Raw genomic sequence first — 17,296 nt, 5'->3', positions numbered from 1 at the left:
CTCAGCCCTCCGAAGGGGCGAGGCGCTGGAGCTCCGCCTCGGTCGACTTCAGCAGGTCGTTCCAGGACGCCTCGAACTTGTCGACGCCCTCGTCCTCCAGAAGCCGCACCACCTCGTCGTACGAGATGCCGAGCGCCTCGACCGCGTCGAGGTCGGCGCGCGCCTGCTCGTAGGTGCCCGACACGGCGTCGCCCCGGATCTCGCCCTTCTCCTCGGTGGCGAACAGCGTCGCCTCCGGCATGGTGTTCACCGTGTTGGGCGCCACCAGCTCGTCCACGTACATCGTGGCCTTGTACGCCTTGTCCTTCACACCGGTCGACGCCCACAGCGGACGCTGCTTGTTGGCCCCCTCGCGCTCCAGCGCGGCCCAGCGGTCGGTGGAGAAGACCTCCTCGTACGCCTGGTAGGCCAGCCGGGCGTTGGCGATGGCGGCCTTGCCGCGCAGCGCCTTGGCCTCGTCGGTGCCGAGCGCGTCGATCCGCTTGTCGATCTCGGTGTCCACGCGGGACACGAAGAAGGACGCCACGGAGTGGATCTTCGACAGGTCCAGGCCGCGCTCCCTGGCCTTCTCCAGGCCGGTCAGGAACGCGTCCATGACCTTGCGGTAGCGCTCCAGGGAGAAGATCAGCGTCACGTTGACGCTGATGCCCAGACCGATGACCTCGGCGATCGCCGGGATGCCGGCCTCGGTCGCCGGGATCTTGATCAGCGTGTTCGGCCGGTCCACCAGCCAGGCCAGCTGCTTGGCCTCGGCGACCGTGGCGCGGGTGTGGTGCGCCAGGCGCGGGTCCACCTCGATCGAGACCCGGCCGTCCTGGCCGTCGGTGGCGTCGAAGACCGGGCGCAGGATGTCGGCGGCGTCGCGGACGTCCGCCGTCGTGATCATCCGGATGGCCTCCTCGACGGTGACCTTGCGGGCGGCGAGGTCGGTCAGCTGCGTGTCGTAGCCGTCCCCCTCGGAGATCGCCTTCTGGAAGATCGTCGGGTTGGTGGTGACGCCCACGACGTGCTGCTGGTCCATCAGCTCGGCGAGGTTGCCGGACGTGATCCGCTTGCGCGACAAGTCGTCCAGCCAGATCGCGACGCCCTCGTCGGAAAGGCGCTTCAGTGCGTCTGTCATGGAAATTCCATCTCCTACGTGTCGTGTGTGAGCGTCAGCGCCGGGCCGCGTCGATCGATTCCCGGGCGGCGGCGGCCACGTTCTCGCCGGTGAAACCGAACTCCTCGAACAGCACCTTGCCGTCGGCGGAGGCACCGAAGTGCTCCAGGGAGACGATGCGGCCGGCGTCTCCGACGTACTTGTGCCAGGTGAGGCCGATCCCCGCCTCGACGGCCACGCGCGCCTTCACGGAGGGCGGCAGGACGCTGTCCCGGTACCCCTGGTCCTGCTCCTCGAACCACTCCACGGACGGCATCGACACCACGCGCGTGGGCACACCGTCGGCCTGGAGCCGCTCCCGCGCCTCCACGGCGACGTGCACCTCGGAGCCGGTCGCGATCAGCAGCACCTCGGGCTCGCCGCCCTCGGCCTCGAACAGCACGTAGCCGCCGCGCGCCGCGTCCTCGTTCGGCTCGTACGTCGGCACGCCCTGACGGGTCAGCGCCAGGCCGTGCGGGGCGCCCTTGCCGAACTCCTTCGTCCAGCGGGTGAGGATCTCCCGCCAGGCGATCGCGGTCTCGTTGGCGTCCGCCGGGCGGACGACGTTCAGACCCGGGATGGCGCGCAGCGAGGCCAGGTGCTCGACCGGCTGGTGCGTCGGGCCGTCCTCGCCCAGACCGATGGAGTCGTGCGTCCACACGTACGTCACCGGCAGGTGCATCAGCGCCGACAGCCGCACCGCGTTGCGCATGTAGTCGGAGAACACCAGGAAGGTGCCGGCGTAGATGCGGGTGTTGCCGTGCAGCGCGATGCCGTTCATCTCCGCGGCCATGGCGTGCTCGCGGATGCCGAAGTGGATCGTGCGGCCGTACGGGTCCGCCTCCGGCAGCGGGTTGCCCGCCGGGAGGAACGACGACGTCTTGTCGATCGTGGTGTTGTTGGAGCCCGCCAGGTCGGCCGAACCGCCCCACAGCTCCGGCACCACCGCGCCGAGCGCCTGGAGCACCTTGCCGGACGCGGCACGGGTCGCGACGCCCTTGCCCGGCTCGAACACCGGGATGGACTCCTGCCAGCCCTTGGGCAGCTCGCCCGCGGCGATCCGGTCGTACTCGGCGGCGCGCTCGGGGTTGTTGTCCCGCCACTGCTGGAAGGACTTCTCCCACACGGCACGGGCCGCCCGGCCCCGCTCCAGCGCCTTGCGGGTGTGGCCGATGACCTCGTCGGTGACCTCGAAGGTCTGCTCCGGGTCGAAGCCGAGCACCCGCTTGGTGGCCGCCACCTCGTCGTCGCCCAGCGCCGAGCCGTGCGACGCCTCGGTGTTCTGCGCGTTCGGGGCGGGCCAGGCGATGATCGAGCGCATGGCGATGAAGGACGGCCGGTCGGTGACCTTCTTCGCCTCCTGGATCGCGTCGTAGATCGCGTTCGGGTCCAGGTCGCCGTCCGGCTTCGGGGCGACCCGCTGCACGTGCCAGCCGTACGCCTCGTACCGCTTGACCGTGTCCTCCGAGACGGCCGTCTCGGTGTCGCCCTCGATGGAGATGTGGTTGTCGTCCCACAGCAGCACCAGGTTGCCCAGCTTCTGGTGCCCGGCCATCGAGGACGCCTCGGCGGAGATGCCCTCCTGGAGGCAGCCGTCACCGGCGATGCAGTAGACGAAGTGGTCGAACGGGGACTCGCCCTCGGGGGTCTCCGGGTCGAACAGGCCGCGCTCGTAGCGGGCGGCCATCGCCATGCCCACGGCGTTGGCGACGCCCTGGCCCAGCGGGCCGGTCGTGGTCTCCACACCCGTGGTGTGGCCGTACTCCGGGTGGCCCGGCGTCTTCGACCCCCAGGTGCGGAACGCCTTCAGGTCGTCCAGCTCCAGGCCGAAGCCGGCCAGGTACAACTGGGTGTAGAGGGTCAGGGACGAGTGACCCGCGGACAGCACGAACCGGTCGCGCCCGACCCAGTCGGCGTCCGCCGGGTCGTGCCGCATCACCTTCTGGAAGAGGGTGTACGCGGCAGGCGCCAGGCTCATCGCCGTACCCGGATGGCCGTTACCGACCTTCTGTACGGCATCGGCGGCCAGGACGCGGGCGGTGTCGACGGCCCGCTGGTCCAACTCGGTCCACTCGAGGTCTGTGGTGGTCGGCTTTGTGCTCACCCTGAGTCAGGGCTCCTCTCCACATGCATTCGGACGGCCGGTGACTGCCCACCGGCGTGGTCGAGCCTACCCCCGTAGGACGTGCGAATTTCCGAGTCGTTCCAGAGTGCGGGCACTGCCGTGGATCCGCCTCCTGGCTGGGAAGTTCCCGCATTCGGCAGATGAATACGGACCCGCTCATCCGGGTGCTCAATCGAGCTTCCCGCCGCACCTCGGAGGGCGCGGCCCAACACGAGGCGACCCCCGCGAATGTCCGGGTCTGGGCAACGTCTAGAGTGGCGTGGTACGCGCGAGCCTTCACCGCCACTTCACCTGGGCAGGCTTGCTGGGATGTCTCTGTAGGGGTGTACGTGACGGCCGTTGAATCCCGTCCAGCGGGAGTGCTGGGTAGCAGTCAGAGCACCGCACATCGGCCGTTCAAGGCCCGTCTGATGGCCTTCGTGGCGCTCACCAAGCCGCGGATCATCGAACTGCTGCTCATCACCACCGTGCCGGTGATGTTCCTGGCGCAGCGGGGCGTGCCCGACCTGAAGCTGGTGCTGCTGACCTGCGTCGGCGGCTACCTCTCCGCGGGCGGCGCCAACGCGCTGAACATGTACATCGACCGGGACATCGACGCGCTGATGGACCGCACCTCGCAGCGGCCCCTGGTGACCGGCATGGTCAGTCCGCGCGAGTGCCTCGCCTTCGGCATCACCCTGGCCGTCGCGTCGACCCTGCTCTTCGGCCTCACCGTCAACTGGCTCTCGGCCTGGCTCTCCCTCGGCGCGCTCCTCTTCTACGTCGTCGTCTACACGATGATCCTCAAGCGGCGCACGTCGCAGAACATCGTCTGGGGCGGCATCGCCGGCTGCATGCCGGTACTGATCGGCTGGTCCGCGGTCACCAACTCGATGGCGTGGGCGCCGGTCATCCTCTTCCTCGTCATCTTCTTCTGGACGCCGCCGCACTACTGGCCGCTGTCCATGAAGGTGAAGGACGACTACGCGCGGGTCGGCGTGCCGATGCTGCCGGTCATCGCCGGCAACAAGGCGGTCGCCAAGCAGATCGTGCTCTACAGCTGGGTCATGGTCGGCGTGTCCCTGCTGCTCACCCCGCTCGGCTACACCGGCTGGTTCTACACGGCCGTCGCCCTCGCGGCGGGCGGCTGGTGGCTGTGGGAGGCCCACGCGCTGCTGAACCGCGCGAAGGCCGAGGTGACCGGCGGCAAGCTCAAGGAGATGCGCCTCTTCCACTGGTCCATCACCTACGTGTCGCTGCTCTTCGTCGCCGTCGCCGTGGACCCCTTCCTGCGGTGACCGCCGCCTGACCCACCGCACGGGCGGGGCACGTGGCCAAGGCCACGGACCCCGCCCGTCGCCGTTCGATCTACCCGTCGGTAGCATCCTGTTCATGGCAGACACGCAGCAGGTGGACCCCAAGGCCGAGAAGAAGGCGGCACGGCTCGCCCGGCGGATCGGCGGCTTCGCCGAGGAGCACGGCGGTGCCGAGGGACAGGTCGCGTACCTCGGACAGCGCGGCGCCCGGATCGTCCTCGTCGGCGAGGACGGCGCGTGGGGCGACGTCTTCGCCCCCTCGACGGACATCGCCCGCCTGGCCGTCGAGAAGGCCGGCATCACCGTCCACGAGGAGTTCGACGGCGAGTTCGCGGCGAAGGTGAGGACCGGCCCGTACGAGTGGAGCCGGATGGCCGGGATCCAGGTCGGCGGCCCCTCCAACGGCTGAACCCGCCCCGGGGCAACACCTATACGCCGGTTCACCCGTTAGGACCTGTAGGCCGTGACAGCGTCCACACGGGGAGAGCCCGGAGATGATCGACCCGCCGTCCCTCGTGGACCAGTACTGCCACGGCGTGCTGCGCACCGAGCTGGGCCTCGGCACCTTCGAGGCCCAGCTGACCCGCACCGAGGGACCGCCCGCCCCCGGCACCACCCTGTTCGACACCCAGACCGGGTTCGCGGTACGCCGCTGGTGCCCGCCCCTGCTCGGCCTGGAGCCGCACTGCCCGCCCGCCCGCTACCTCGCCCGGCGCCGCGAACTCGGCGGCGTCGAGGCCGGGCGCCGGCTGCTGCGGGGCAGCGGCATCTCCGTCTACCTCGTCGACACCGGCCTGCCCGGCGACCTCACCGGACCCACCGAGCTGGGCCGGGCGGGCGACGCGGACGCGCACGAGATCGTCCGCCTGGAACAGCTCGCCGAACAGGTCGCCGACACCTCCGGCACCGTCGGCTCCTTCCTCGCCAACCTGGCCGAGTCCGTGCACGGCGCCGCCGCCCACGCGGTCGCCTTCACCTCCGTCGCCGGACTCCGGCACGGGCTCGCGCTCACCCCGGAACCGCCGGGCGCCGGGGAGGTGCGCGGTGCGGCGGGACGCTGGCTGGCCGGACGCCGGGCCGGGGGCGAGCTGAACGACCCGGTGCTGCTGCGGCACCTGCTGTGGATCGCCGTCGCCTCGGGCCTGCCGCTCCAGCTGCACGCCGGGCTCGGCGCGCCGGGCGCCCGCGTCGACCGCACCGATCCGGTCCTGCTCACCGACTTCGTGCGGGCCACCGCGGGGCTGCGCACCGACCTCGTCCTGCTGCACGGCTACCCGTACCACCGGCACGCCGCCCACCTGGCCGGCGTCTTCCCGCACGTCTACGCCGACTGCGGGGCCGCGCTGGTGCGCACCGGCGCCCGTGCGGCGGGTGTCCTCGCGGAGGTGCTGGAGCTCGCCCCGTTCGGAAAGATCCTCTTCTCCAGCGGCGCCCGCGGTCTGCCCGAGCTGCACGTGGTGGCCGCCCGGCTGTTCCGCCAGGCGCTCGACCGGGTGCTCGGCACCTGGGTCACGGAGGGGGCGTGGTCGCTCGACGACGCCCGGCGGGTGGCCGGCCTGATCGCCTCGGGCAACGCGGAGCGGGTGTACGGGCTGGGGTGAGGCGGGAAGGCTCGGCGGATGACGACCGACGCCCTGCTCGACCGCCTCCTGACGGACATGGCACCGCTCGCTCCCGTCGCCCTGTGGGCGCACGGCTCACTGGCCGGGGGCGACTACGTGGAGGGCCGCAGCGACCTGGACCTGATCGCGGTCCTCGACCACCCGCTCCCCGCGCGCACGGTGTGGCGGATCGCCCTGCTGCACGCGCGGCTGCGCACCGAGCCGCTCGCGGGCCGGCTGCACTGCACCTACCTCACACCGCCGACCGCCGCGGACCCCGGGCGGCGCCATCTCACCTGGGCGCACCAGCAGCTGTTCCGGCGCCCGGTCACCCCGGTCACCCGCACCGAGCTGCACACCTTCGGCCGGGTCCTGCACGGGGCGCCGCCCGCGGACGTCCTGCCGCCGGTCCCCGACGGCGAGCTCGCCGACTTCGTGGTGCGCGACCAGCGGGACTTCTGGCGGCCCGCGGTGGACCGGGCCGCCCACTGGACGCGGGACGTGTGGGTCGACCTGGGCCTGCTGACCTTCGCCCGCGCCACCGTGACCCTGCGCGAGGGCCGCCTGATCACCAAGCGGGAGGCGCTGGACGTCCTGCCCGGCCTCGGCGCCCCCGGCGAGGTCGTCGAGGACGTCCGCAGGCGGCGCTACGACGCTCCCGCGCCGCCCGCCGAGGAGTGGACCCGGCGCCGGGCCCGGCTGACCCGGGACTACCTGGGGCCGGCGATCGACGCGCTGGTGGCCGGCTCCTGAGCGGCCGGGACGGCCACCTCCGGCGCCGCCGTCCCCGGGCGTTCGCGCAGGGACAGCAGGACCAGGAGCACCCAGATCCACATCACGCACGAGCCGAACATGTGCAGGCCCACCAGGACCTCGGGCAGGTCGGTGAAGTACTGCACGTAGCCGATGGCGCCCTGGGCGAGCAGGATCAGGAACAGCTCGCGGGTGCGGGCCAGGGGGCCTCCGGGGGCGTCGACGGCCTTGAGGACGAACCACAGGGCGAACGTCAGCGTCACCACGATCCACGCCAGCACGGCGTGCAGCTTGCTGACCGTCTCCCAGTCCACCGGCATCCGTGCGACCTCGCTGGAGTCGCCGGCGTGCGGACCGGCGCCGGTGACGACCGTGCCGACCGCGATCAGCAGCACGGAGGCGGCCACCATGAACCACACCAGCTGCCGCACCGCCTTGCCGACCAGCGGCCGGGGCGCGCCGTCACCCTCGCGGGTGCGCTGCCACATCACCGTCGCGACCGCGATCAGCGCCGAGGACAGCAGGAAGTGCGCCGCGACCGTGTACGGGTTCAGACCGACGAGGACCACGATGCCGCCGAGGATCGCGTTGCCCATGACGATCCAGAACTGCGCCCAGCCCAGCCGGGTCAGGCTGCGCCGGAACGGCTTCTGCGAGCGTGCGGCGACGATCGCCCAGCCGACGGCGGCGCACAGCACGTAGGTGAGCAGGCGGTTGCCGAACTCGATGGCGCCGTGCACGCCCATCTCACGGGTCGAGGTGATTGAGTCCTCGGTGCACTTGGGCCAGGTCGGGCAGCCGAGGCCGGAACCGGTGAGCCGGACGGCCCCGCCGGTGACCACGATGACCACCGCCATGACGAGTGCGGCGAGGGCCGCCCGGCGGACGGTCCGGGGATCCGGGGTCCAGCGGGCGGCGATGAAGGCGAGGGGGCTGCGCCGGCTCGTCGGGGCGTCGGCGCGGGTCACGTTTGGCACGCGTCCCATCGTAGGGCGCCGCTTGTGCACGCTTTCACGAGGGTCGGTTCCGGGCACGCGGCTACTCCCAGCGGAAGAACTTCCCGGCCGCCGCGAGCCCGGCGACCGCCCACACGGCGAGGATCCCGAGTTCGCCCCACGGCATCCCGGCGCCGTGCTGGAGCACGTCCCGCAGCCCCTCGGAGAGGGCCGAGATCGGCAGCAGGCCGAGCACGTCCTGCGCCGCGTCCGGGAACCGGTCGAGCGGGACGATCACCCCGCCGCCGACGAGCAGCAGCAGGAAGACCAGGTTGGCGGCGGCGAGCGTCGCCTCGGCCTTCAGGGTGCCGGCCATCAGCAGCCCGAGGCCCGAGAAGGCGGCCGTGCCGAGCACCAGCAGCAGCAGCACGGAGAGCGGGTTGCCCCGCGGGGACCAGCCGAGCGCCAGGGCGATCACCGTCACGAGGAGCACCTGGAGCACCTCGGTGACCAGCACCGAGATCGTCTTCGCGGTCATCAGTCCCCAGCGGGGCAGCGGCGAGGAGGCGAGCCGCTTCAGCACTCCGTAGCGGCGCTCGAAGCCGGTCGCGATGGCCTGGCCGGTGAACGCCGTCGACATCACCGCGAGCGCGAGGATGCCGGGGGCGAGGAAGTCCACCGCCTCGCCCTCACCGAGGTCCACCACGTCCACGGTGCCGAACAGCACCAGCAGCAGCGTCGGGATGATCACGGTCAGCAGCAGCTGTTCGCCGTTGCGCAGCAGCATCCTCGTCTCGAGCGCGGCCTGTGCCGCGATCATGCGGGTCAGGGGCGCCGCGCCCGGCTTCGGTGAATAGGTGCCGGTGGCGGTCACGCGCGCAGCTCCTTGCCGGTCAGTTCGAGGAAGACGTCTTCGAGGGTGTGCCGTTCCACCGAGATCCGGTCCGGCATCACGCCGTGCTGCGCGCACCAGGACGTCACCGTGGCGAGCAGCTGCGGCCCGACGTCACCGACGACCCGGTACGTGCCCGAGGTCACCTCGGCGGCGGTGCAGCCGGAGGGCAGGGCCTTCAGCAGGGAGGCCACGTCCAGCCCCGGCCGCCCGGAGAAGCGGAGGGTGTTCTCGGCGCCGCCCCGGCACAGCTCCTCGGGGGAGCCCTGGGCGACGACCCGGCCGGCGTCGATGACCGCCACGTCGTCGGCGAGCTGCTCGGCCTCGTCCATGTAGTGGGTGGTGAGGATCACCGAGACGCCGTCGGCGCGCAGGTCCCGGACCAGGTCCCAGGTGGCGCGGCGGGCCTGTGGGTCGAGGCCGGCGGTCGGCTCGTCCAGGAACACCAGCTCGGGGCGCCCGACCACGGCCATCGCCAGCGCCAGCCGCTGCTGCTGGCCGCCGGACAGCCGCCGGTAGGAGGTCCTGCCGCAGGAGCCGAGCCCCAGGCGCTCGATCAGCGCGTCCACGTCCAGCGGATGCGCGTGCAGCTTCGCCACGTGCCGGAGCATCTCGTCGGCCCGGGCGCCCGAGTAGACGCCGCCGGACTGGAGCATCACCCCGACCCGGGGCCGCAGCGCGGCCGACTCCCGCACCGGGTCCAGGCCCAGCACGCGGACGGTGCCGGAGTCAGGGCGCCGGTATCCCTCGCAGGTCTCGACCGTGGTCGTCTTGCCCGCCCCGTTCGGGCCGAGCACGGCGGTCACGCCCGCCCGGGCCACCAGGTCGAGGCCGTCCACCGCGGTCTTCGTGCCGTACCGCTTCACCAGGGCCTGCACTTGGACCACGGGCTCACTTCGCATGGGACACGAGTCTAGGGAGACCGCCCGGGCCTCAGACCGTGGGGTGCTGGAACTCCTCCTCCCGGGGACGGTGCGTGCCCAGCCAGCCCTCGGCGTAGGCCACCGCCTCCGCCAGCGGGAACAGGCGGGCGTCGGCCGCCCCCACCGTGCCGCGCACGACGGGCCGGTCGCGTTCGAAGTCGTGGCCCAGGGCGTCGAAGTCCTCGGAGGTGATCGACACCTCGGTCACCGTCTCCCAGCCGTCCGGGCCGGGGCGGCCGACCTCGACGCGCGGGGACGGCACGCGGTACTCGGCGAGGTGGAAGGCGGTGCAGGCGTCGTACCCGGCGCCGAGCAGCAGCACGCGTGCGCCGAGCCGCTCCAGCACGGCCAGCGGGCTGCGCTCGCCCAGCCGGCAGTCGGTCGCGTGTCCCGCGACGACCTCCGCCGCCCGGCGGCCGACCGCCGCGAACGACGTCTGGGGGTGCGCGGAGCGCAGCGCGCCCGGCCAGGTCCGCACGGCCTCCGGTATCACGCCGACCCCGCGCGCGGGCGTGGTCAGCGGGTCGTAGGCGGGCATGGTCGCCCGGATGGTCGCCCACCACGCGGGCGGCACGGGCGGGGCCTGCCACAGCGCCGGGTCGGAGAGGTCGCCGGTCTGCGTGGGCACCACCAGCGTGCCGTCCGGGCCGAGCGCGTCCAGCAGCGCCCGGACCACCGTGGCCGCGCCGCCGTTGACCCAGCCCAGGGCGCTGAGCGAGGAGTGCGCGAGGAGGATCTCGCCGGGCCGGACGCCGAGTGCGCGCAGCCGCGCGGAGAGGGTGTCGCGGGTGACGAGTGGGCCGGTCGGAGCGGGTGTGGGCATGGTCGGGGAGTGTGCAGGAAGCCGTCTCCGGACGCCACCGAATTGATCGATCAAAGATCGTTTCCGCAGGTCGGATTAGGTTTACCTAAGTGACGCAGCGCACCGTGGGGCCGATCGGGCGCGGCTTGCCGGTCCCGGACGAATTACGCAACAATGGCGTTGTGAAAAACGTCGGCGAGGCTTCCCACGAGGAACTGGCAACCGGTGAGCGGTCCACCCGCAACCGCGTCGCCCGCTCCATCCTGGACCACGGCCCGTCGACCGTCGCCGAGCTGGCCGAGCGACTCGGACTCACCCAGGCGGCCGTACGCCGGCACCTGGACACGCTGGCCGCCGACAACGTCGTGGAGGCGCGCGAGCGGCGCGTCTACGGCGCCCGCACGCGCGGGCGCCCGGCCAAGGTCTTCGCCCTCACCGACTGCGGACGGGACGCCTTCGACCAGTCGTACGACAAGCTGGCCGTGGACGCCCTGCGCTGGATCGGCGAGCGGGAGGGCGGCAGCGAGGCGATCGCCGCGTTCGCCCGCGCCAGGATCGCCGCCCAGGCCGAGACGTACCGCAGGGCGGTCGAGGGCGTGGCCCCCGAGGAGCGGACGGAAGCGCTGGCCAAGGCCCTGAGCGCGGACGGGTACGCTGCAACCGCGCGCAGCGCACCGGTCGGCGAACAGCTCTGCCAGCACCACTGCCCGGTCGCCCACGCCGCCGAACAGTTCCCGCAGCTGTGCGAGGCCGAGACGGAGTTCTTCGCCGAGCTGCTCGGTACGCACGTACAGCGGCTGGCGACGATCGCGCACGGCGACGGCGTCTGCACGACGTTCATCCCCAAGATTTCCCACCACGCATCTGAAAGCACGTCCGGGAGGAACCCCGCATGACTCTCCCCACGGAGACTGCCCACCCCGAGCTGGAGGGTCTGGGCACCTACGAATACGGCTGGGCCGACCGTGACGAGGCCGGTGCGTCGGCGCGCCGCGGCCTGAACGAGGACGTCGTCCGGGACATCTCCGCGAAGAAGGACGAGCCGGAGTGGATGACCAAGCTCCGCCTCAAGGGTCTGCGCCTGTTCGAGAAGAAGCCCATGCCGAACTGGGGCTCCGACCTCTCGGGCATCGACTTCGACAACATCAAGTACTTCGTGCGCTCCACGGAGAAGCAGGCGGAGTCCTGGGAGGACCTGCCCGAGGACATCAAGAACACCTACGACAAGCTGGGCATCCCGGAGGCCGAGAAGAAGCGCCTCGTCGCCGGTGTCGCCGCCCAGTACGAGTCGGAGGTCGTCTACCACCAGATCCGTGAGGACCTGGAGGAGCAGGGCGTCATCTTCCTGGACACCGACACCGCCCTGAAGGAGCACCCGGAGCTCTTCAAGGAGTACTTCGGCACGGTCATCCCGGTCGGCGACAACAAGTTCGCGTCGCTGAACTCCGCCGTGTGGTCGGGCGGCTCCTTCATCTACGTCCCGCCGGGCGTGCACGTCGAGATCCCGCTCCAGGCCTACTTCCGGATCAACACCGAGAACATGGGCCAGTTCGAGCGGACCCTGATCATCGTCGACGAGGGTGCCTACGTGCACTACGTCGAGGGCTGCACCGCCCCGATCTACAAGTCGGACTCGCTGCACTCCGCGGTCGTCGAGATCATCGTCAAGAAGAACGCCCGCTGCCGCTACACGACCATCCAGAACTGGTCGAACAACGTCTACAACCTGGTCACCAAGCGCGCCGTGGCCTACGAGGGCGCGACCATGGAGTGGGTCGACGGCAACATCGGCTCCAAGGTGACGATGAAGTACCCGGCCGTCTACCTCATGGGCGAGCACGCCAAGGGCGAGACGCTGTCCATCGCCTTCGCCGGCGAGGGCCAGCACCAGGACGCGGGCGCCAAGATGGTCCACATGGCCCCGAACACCTCGTCCAACATCGTCTCCAAGTCGGTGGCGCGCGGCGGCGGCCGTACCTCCTACCGCGGCCTGATCGAGATCGGCGAGGGCGCCCCGGGCGCCAAGTCCAACGTGCTGTGCGACGCGCTGCTCGTCGACACCATCTCCCGCTCGGACACCTACCCCTACGTGGACGTCCGCGAGGACGACGTGTCCATGGGCCACGAGGCGACCGTCTCCAAGGTCTCCGAGGACCAGCTCTTCTACCTGATGAGCCGCGGCCTGAGTGAGTTCGAGGCGATGGCGATGATCGTGCGCGGCTTCGTCGAGCCGATCGCCAAGGAACTGCCGATGGAGTACGCGCTGGAGCTCAACCGGCTGATCGAGCTGCAGATGGAAGGCGCGGTCGGCTGACACCGGCCCGGGGCGGCCACCGGCCGCCCCGCCGTTCCGTCAAGCCCCTTACGTAAGGAAAGCGAGCACTACGACAGCCATGGCTGAGGCTCAGAACTCCCCCACCTCCGGCTCCGCTCCGGCGGGGGGACCCCTACCCGTGGGTTCCACCACCGCGGGCTCGATCGCGGTGGCCGCCGAGTCGACCGTCGCCACCCGCATGAGCGCGCCCCCGTCCTTCGACGTGGCGGACTTCGCCGTCCCCCACGGCCGCGAGGAGGAGTGGCGGTTCACCCCGCTGGAGCGACTGCGCGGGCTGCACGACGGCACCGCCACCGCCACCGACGGGGGCGTCAAGGTCGCCGTCGAGGCGCCCGAGGGCGTCACCGTCGAGACCGTCGGCCGCGACGACGCGCGGCTCGGCCGCGCCGGCGTCCCCGTGGACCGCGTCGCCGCCCAGGCGTACTCCGCCTTCGAGCAGGCCTCGGTCGTGACCGTGCCGAAGGAGACCGTCCTCACCGAGCCGATCCGCATCGCGGTGCAGGGCGAGGGCGGCACCGCCTACGGCCACCAGCTGGTCGAGCTCGGCGCCTTCGCCGAGGCCCTCGTGGTCATCGACCACACCGGTGACGCGGTACTCGCCGCCAACGTCGACTTCGTCCTCGGTGACGGCGCCAAGCTGACCGTCGTCTCCGTCCAGGACTGGGACGACAAGGCGGTGCACGTCGCCCAGCACAACGCCCTCGTCGGCCGCGACGCCTCCTTCAAGTCGGTCGTCGTCACCTTCGGCGGCGACGTCGTCCGCCTCCACCCGCGCGTGGCCTACGCCGGCCCCGGCGGCGAGGCCGAGCTGTTCGGCCTGTACTTCACCGACGCCGGCCAGCACCAGGAGCACCGCCTCCTGGTCGACCACAACGTGCCGCACTGCAAGTCCAACGTCGTCTACAAGGGCGCCCTCCAGGGCGACGACGCGCACGCCGTGTGGATCGGTGACGTGCTCATCGAGGCGAAGGCCGAGGGCACCGACACCTACGAGATGAACCGCAACCTGGTGCTCACCGACGGCGCCCGCGTCGACTCCGTGCCCAACCTGGAGATCGAGACCGGCGAGATCGTCGGCGCCGGTCACGCCTCCGCCACCGGCCGCTTCGACGACGAGCAGCTCTTCTACCTGATGGCCCGCGGCATCGCCGAGAAGGACGCCCGCCGTCTGGTCGTGCGCGGCTTCTTCGCCGAGCTCGTCCAGCAGATCGGCGTCCCGGACATCGAGGAGCGGCTGATCGCCAAGATCGAGGAGGAGCTGGAGGCGGCGGTCGGATGACCTTCCAACGCGCCTGCGGGCTCAGCGAGCTGGAGGAGGACACCCCGAAGCGGGTGGAACTCGACGGCACGCCGGTCTCCCTCGTGCAGACCGGGGGCGAGGTGTTCGCGATCAACGACATCTGCTCGCACGCGAACGTCTCCCTCTCGGAGGGCGAGGTGGACGACTGCCACATCGAGTGCTGGCTGCACGGCTCGCGTTTCGACCTCCGTTCCGGCAAGCCCGACGCCCTTCCGGCGACGCGCCCCGTCCCCGTATACCCCGTAAAGATCGAAGGGGACGACGTGCTCGTCTCCCTCACCCAGGAGTCCTGAGGCACCCATGGCAACGCTTGAAATCCGAGACCTGCACGTCACCGTCGAGGCCGACAACGCCACGAAGGAGATCCTCAAGGGCGTCGACCTCACCGTGAAGCAGGGCGAGACGCACGCCATCATGGGCCCCAACGGCTCGGGCAAGTCGACCCTCGCCTACGCGCTCGCCGGTCACCCCAAGTACACGATCTCCAGCGGCACGGTCACCCTCGACGGCGAGGACGTCCTGGAGATGTCCGTCGACGAGCGCGCCCGCGCCGGCCTGTTCCTCGCCATGCAGTACCCGGTCGAGGTCCCCGGCGTCTCGGTCTCCAACTTCCTGCGCACCTCCGCCACCGCCGTGCGCGGCGAGGCCCCCAAGCTGCGCACCTGGGTGAAGGAGGTCAAGGAGGCCATGGAGCGCCTCAACATGGACCCCGCCTTCGCCGAGCGCAACGTCAACGAGGGCTTCTCCGGCGGTGAGAAGAAGCGCCACGAGATCCTCCAGCTCGAGCTGCTCAAGCCGAAGGTCGCGATCCTCGACGAGACCGACTCCGGCCTCGACGTCGACGCCCTGCGCATCGTCTCCGAGGGCGTCAACCGCGTCCGCGAGTCCGGCGAGGTCGGCACCCTGCTGATCACGCACTACACGCGCATCCTGCGCTACATCAAGCCCGACCACGTCCACGTGTTCGCGGGCGGCCGCATCGTCGAGTCCGGCGGTCCCGAGCTCGCGGACAAGCTGGAGAACGAGGGCTACGAGGCATACGTGAAGGGTGGCGCATCCGCGTGACACAGCTGCCGGGCCTCCTCGACACAGAGGCGATCCGCAAGGACTTCCCCATCCTGGACCGCCAGGTCCACGACGGCCGGAAGCTCGTGTACCTGGACAACGCGGCGACCTCGCAGAAGCCGCGCCAGGTGCTGGACGCTCTCGCCGAGTACTACGAGCGCTACAACGCCAACGTCCACCGCGGTGTGCATGTGCTCGCCGAGGAGGCCACGGCGCTGTACGAGGGTGCGCGCGACAAGGTCGCGGAGTTCGTCAACGCGCCCTCGCGCGACGAGGTGATCTTCACCAAGAACGCCTCGGAGTCGCTCAACCTCGTGGCCAACATGCTCGGCTGGGCCGACGAGCCCTACCGGGTGGACCACGAGACCGAGATCGTCATCACGGAGATGGAGCACCACTCCAACATCGTGCCCTGGCAGCTGCTCGCGCAGCGCACCGGCGCGAAGCTGAAGTGGTTCGGGCTGACCGACGACGGCCGGCTCGACCTGTCGAACATCGACGAGATCATCACCGAGAAGACGAAGATCGTCTCCTTCGTGCTGGTGTCCAACATTCTCGGCACGGTCAACCCGGTCGAGGCGATAGTGCGCCGCGCCCAGGAGGTCGGCGCCCTGGTGTGCGTCGACGCCTCCCAGGCCGCGCCGCACATGCCGCTGGACGTCCAGGCCCTCCAGGCCGACTTCGTGGCCTTCACCGGCCACAAGATGTGCGGCCCGACCGGCATCGGCGTCCTCTGGGGCCGCCAGGAGCTGCTGGAGGACCTGCCTCCGTTCCTCGGCGGCGGCGAGATGATCGAGACCGTGTCGATGAGCTCGTCGACCTACGCGCCGGCCCCGCACAAGTTCGAGGCGGGCACCCCGCCGATCGCCCAGGCGGTCGGCCTCGGCGCGGCGATCGACTACCTGTCGGCCATCGGCATGGACAAGGTCCTCGCCCACGAGCACGCCATCACCGAGTACGCGGTCAAGCGGCTCACCGAGGTTCCGGACCTGCGCATCATCGGCCCGGCCACGGCCGAGGACCGCGGCGCCGCGATCTCGTTCACGCTCGGCGACATCCACCCGCACGACGTGGGTCAGGTCCTCGACGAGCAGGGCATCGCCGTCCGGGTCGGCCACCACTGCGCGCGGCCCGTGTGCCTGCGGTACGGAATTCCCGCGACCACGCGAGCGTCGTTCTATCTGTACTCCACGCCGGCCGAGATCGACGCACTGGTCGACGGCCTGGAGCACGTACGGAACTTCTTCGGATGAGGGGCTGAGGCGTGAAGCTGGACTCGATGTACCAGGACGTCATCCTGGACCACTACAAGAACCCGCACGGGCGTGGTCTGAGGGACGGCGACGCCGAGGTGCACCACGTCAATCCGACGTGCGGTGACGAGATCACGCTGCGCGTGAAGTACGACGGCACGACGATCAGCGACGTGAGCTACGAGGGGCAGGGCTGCTCCATCAGCCAGGCCTCCGCCTCCGTGCTGAACGACCTGCTGGTCGGCAAGGACCTCGCCGAGGCGCAGCGGATCCAGGGGACCTTCCTGGAGCTGATGCAGTCCAAGGGGAGGATCGAGCCCGACGACGCGATGGAGGAGATCCTGGAGGACGCGGTCGCGTTCGCCGGGGTGTCCAAGTACCCGGCCCGGGTGAAGTGCGCCCTGCTGAGCTGGATGGCCTGGAAGGACGCTACGGCCCAGGTGCTGGGCGGAGCCGACGCCGAGAAGGAGACGACGGCATGAGCGAGACCGTTGAGATGAAGCCGGCCTCGGAGGAAGAGGTCCGTGAGGCGCTGTACGACGTCGTCGACCCCGAACTGGGCATCGACGTCGTCAACCTCGGCCTGATCTACGGCATCCACATCGACGACGCGAACATCGCGACGCTCGACATGACCCTGACCTCGGCGGCCTGTCCGCTGACGGACGTCATCGAGGACCAGGCGAAGTCCGCCACGGACGGCCTGGTCAGCGAACTGCGCATCAACTGGGTCTGGATGCCGCCGTGGGGACCCGACAAGATCACCGACGACGGCCGTGAGCAGCTCCGGGCACTGGGCTTCAACGTCTGACGCCCGCTCCGCACGCACGAACGGCGACGCCCCCCGGGGGGCGTCGCCGTTCGCCGTTCCCGTACGGG

18 protein-coding genes are annotated in these 17,296 nt (G+C 70.8%); 12 read left to right on the top strand and 6 right to left on the bottom strand.

Features of this window, described 5'->3' with window-relative positions; translation table 11 throughout:
- Position 1: 1 nt before the first annotated feature.
- Both tal and tkt read right to left on the bottom strand, forming a co-directional pair.
- Positions 2–1,120, bottom strand: coding sequence for a transaldolase (tal, locus tag IE118_RS00740; RefSeq protein WP_189555226.1), 1,119 nt, complete (start codon positions 1,118–1,120; stop codon positions 2–4).
- Between the two features lie 34 nt (positions 1,121–1,154).
- Positions 1,155–3,242 (bottom strand): transketolase, encoded by a 2,088-nt coding sequence (gene tkt / locus IE118_RS00735; RefSeq protein WP_189555225.1) that lies wholly within the window; start codon positions 3,240–3,242, stop codon positions 1,155–1,157.
- A gap of 344 nt (positions 3,243–3,586) precedes the next feature.
- Between tkt and IE118_RS00730 the strand changes: the two genes are divergently transcribed.
- From IE118_RS00730 to IE118_RS00715, 4 genes are all read left to right on the top strand, one after another.
- The gene (locus tag IE118_RS00730; RefSeq protein WP_189555224.1) at positions 3,587–4,540 is read left to right on the top strand and encodes a heme o synthase; all 954 of its coding nucleotides are present in this window, start codon (positions 3,587–3,589) and stop codon (positions 4,538–4,540) included.
- A gap of 94 nt (positions 4,541–4,634) precedes the next feature.
- Entirely contained in the window at positions 4,635–4,967 is a 333-nt protein-coding gene (locus tag IE118_RS00725) for a hypothetical protein (RefSeq protein WP_189555223.1), read from the top strand.
- Positions 4,968–5,052: 85 nt separating this feature from the next.
- Positions 5,053–6,159 carry an amidohydrolase family protein gene (locus tag IE118_RS00720; RefSeq protein WP_189555222.1) on the top strand — a complete coding sequence of 369 codons (1,107 nt, stop codon included), beginning with the start codon at positions 5,053–5,055 and terminating at the stop codon, positions 6,157–6,159.
- Positions 6,160–6,177: 18 nt separating this feature from the next.
- Complete coding sequence (locus IE118_RS00715; RefSeq protein WP_189555221.1) at positions 6,178–6,912, top strand: DUF4111 domain-containing protein; 735 nt, start codon at positions 6,178–6,180, stop codon at positions 6,910–6,912.
- On the opposite strand, the gene IE118_RS00710 is transcribed toward IE118_RS00715, so the two are convergent.
- The 4 genes from IE118_RS00710 to IE118_RS00695 are packed head-to-tail and all read right to left on the bottom strand — an operon-like array spanning position 6,870 to position 10,485.
- Positions 6,870–7,898 carry a COX15/CtaA family protein gene (locus IE118_RS00710; protein WP_189555220.1) on the bottom strand — a complete coding sequence of 343 codons (1,029 nt, stop codon included), beginning with the start codon at positions 7,896–7,898 and terminating at the stop codon, positions 6,870–6,872. The two genes, IE118_RS00715 and IE118_RS00710, sit on opposite strands and share 43 nt — an antisense overlap.
- Positions 7,899–7,950: 52 nt before the next feature.
- The gene (locus IE118_RS00705; protein ID WP_189555219.1) at positions 7,951–8,721 is read right to left on the bottom strand and encodes an ABC transporter permease; all 771 of its coding nucleotides are present in this window, start codon (positions 8,719–8,721) and stop codon (positions 7,951–7,953) included.
- Positions 8,718–9,641 (bottom strand): ABC transporter ATP-binding protein, encoded by a 924-nt coding sequence (locus IE118_RS00700; RefSeq protein ID WP_189555218.1) that lies wholly within the window; start codon positions 9,639–9,641, stop codon positions 8,718–8,720. The genes IE118_RS00705 and IE118_RS00700 overlap by 4 nt, the downstream gene beginning before the upstream one ends.
- Positions 9,642–9,672: 31 nt before the next feature.
- Positions 9,673–10,485, bottom strand: coding sequence for an AAC(3) family N-acetyltransferase (locus IE118_RS00695; protein ID WP_189555217.1), 813 nt, complete (start codon positions 10,483–10,485; stop codon positions 9,673–9,675).
- A gap of 161 nt (positions 10,486–10,646) precedes the next feature.
- On the opposite strand from IE118_RS00695, the gene IE118_RS00690 reads away from it, so the two are divergent.
- The 8 genes from IE118_RS00690 to IE118_RS00655 all read left to right on the top strand — a co-directional run bounded on the left by IE118_RS00690 (position 10,647) and on the right by IE118_RS00655 (position 17,228).
- The gene (locus IE118_RS00690; RefSeq protein WP_189555216.1) at positions 10,647–11,360 is read left to right on the top strand and encodes a helix-turn-helix transcriptional regulator; all 714 of its coding nucleotides are present in this window, start codon (positions 10,647–10,649) and stop codon (positions 11,358–11,360) included.
- A complete protein-coding gene (sufB, locus tag IE118_RS00685; protein ID WP_037938665.1) occupies positions 11,357–12,778 on the top strand; it encodes a Fe-S cluster assembly protein SufB in 1,422 nt (473 codons plus the stop codon). The genes IE118_RS00690 and sufB overlap by 4 nt, the downstream gene beginning before the upstream one ends.
- 79 nt (positions 12,779–12,857) lie before the next feature.
- A complete protein-coding gene (gene sufD, locus IE118_RS00680; RefSeq protein WP_189555215.1) occupies positions 12,858–14,078 on the top strand; it encodes a Fe-S cluster assembly protein SufD in 1,221 nt (406 codons plus the stop codon).
- Positions 14,075–14,392, top strand: a complete 318-nt coding sequence (locus IE118_RS00675; RefSeq protein ID WP_189555214.1) for a non-heme iron oxygenase ferredoxin subunit — start codon at positions 14,075–14,077, stop codon at positions 14,390–14,392. The genes sufD and IE118_RS00675 overlap by 4 nt, the downstream gene beginning before the upstream one ends.
- Before the next feature lie 7 nt (positions 14,393–14,399).
- Positions 14,400–15,164, top strand: a complete 765-nt coding sequence (gene sufC / locus IE118_RS00670; protein ID WP_189555213.1) for a Fe-S cluster assembly ATPase SufC — start codon at positions 14,400–14,402, stop codon at positions 15,162–15,164.
- Entirely contained in the window at positions 15,161–16,417 is a 1,257-nt protein-coding gene (locus tag IE118_RS00665; protein WP_189555212.1) for a cysteine desulfurase, read from the top strand. Before sufC ends, IE118_RS00665 begins: the two co-directional genes overlap by 4 nt.
- Positions 16,418–16,428: 11 nt before the next feature.
- Positions 16,429–16,899: a Fe-S cluster assembly sulfur transfer protein SufU gene (gene sufU / locus IE118_RS00660; RefSeq protein ID WP_189555211.1), complete on the top strand. Its 471-nt coding sequence runs from the start codon at positions 16,429–16,431 to the stop codon at positions 16,897–16,899.
- The gene (locus tag IE118_RS00655) at positions 16,896–17,228 is read left to right on the top strand and encodes a metal-sulfur cluster assembly factor (RefSeq protein WP_028809645.1); all 333 of its coding nucleotides are present in this window, start codon (positions 16,896–16,898) and stop codon (positions 17,226–17,228) included. Before sufU ends, IE118_RS00655 begins: the two co-directional genes overlap by 4 nt.
- Positions 17,229–17,296 lie beyond the last annotated feature (68 nt).

The organism is Streptomyces pilosus (genome assembly GCF_014649835.1).
Taxonomy (GTDB): Bacteria; Actinomycetota; Actinomycetes; order Streptomycetales; family Streptomycetaceae; genus Streptomyces; species Streptomyces pilosus.
This window is presented reverse-complemented; position numbering and strand designations above follow the sequence as displayed.

Excerpts from the sequence above, each read along its gene's own strand:
- IE118_RS00655 (WP_028809645.1), top strand. The coding sequence starts at position 16,896 with ATGAGCGAGACCGTTGAGATGAAGCCGGCCTCGGAGGAAGAGGTCCGT.
- IE118_RS00675 (WP_189555214.1), top strand. The coding sequence starts at position 14,075 with ATGACCTTCCAACGCGCCTGCGGGCTCAGCGAGCTGGAGGAGGACACC.
- tal (WP_189555226.1), bottom strand. The coding sequence starts at position 1,120 with ATGACAGACGCACTGAAGCGCCTTTCCGACGAGGGCGTCGCGATCTGG.
- IE118_RS00715 (WP_189555221.1), top strand. The coding sequence starts at position 6,178 with ATGACGACCGACGCCCTGCTCGACCGCCTCCTGACGGACATGGCACCG.
- IE118_RS00695 (WP_189555217.1), bottom strand. The coding sequence starts at position 10,485 with ATGCCCACACCCGCTCCGACCGGCCCACTCGTCACCCGCGACACCCTC.
- IE118_RS00710 (WP_189555220.1), bottom strand. The coding sequence starts at position 7,898 with ATGGGACGCGTGCCAAACGTGACCCGCGCCGACGCCCCGACGAGCCGG.
- sufD (WP_189555215.1), top strand. The coding sequence starts at position 12,858 with ATGGCTGAGGCTCAGAACTCCCCCACCTCCGGCTCCGCTCCGGCGGGG.
- IE118_RS00725 (WP_189555223.1), top strand. The coding sequence starts at position 4,635 with ATGGCAGACACGCAGCAGGTGGACCCCAAGGCCGAGAAGAAGGCGGCA.
- IE118_RS00700 (WP_189555218.1), bottom strand. The coding sequence starts at position 9,641 with ATGCGAAGTGAGCCCGTGGTCCAAGTGCAGGCCCTGGTGAAGCGGTAC.
- sufC (WP_189555213.1), top strand. The coding sequence starts at position 14,400 with ATGGCAACGCTTGAAATCCGAGACCTGCACGTCACCGTCGAGGCCGAC.
- sufB (WP_037938665.1), top strand. The coding sequence starts at position 11,357 with ATGACTCTCCCCACGGAGACTGCCCACCCCGAGCTGGAGGGTCTGGGC.
- IE118_RS00720 (WP_189555222.1), top strand. The coding sequence starts at position 5,053 with ATGATCGACCCGCCGTCCCTCGTGGACCAGTACTGCCACGGCGTGCTG.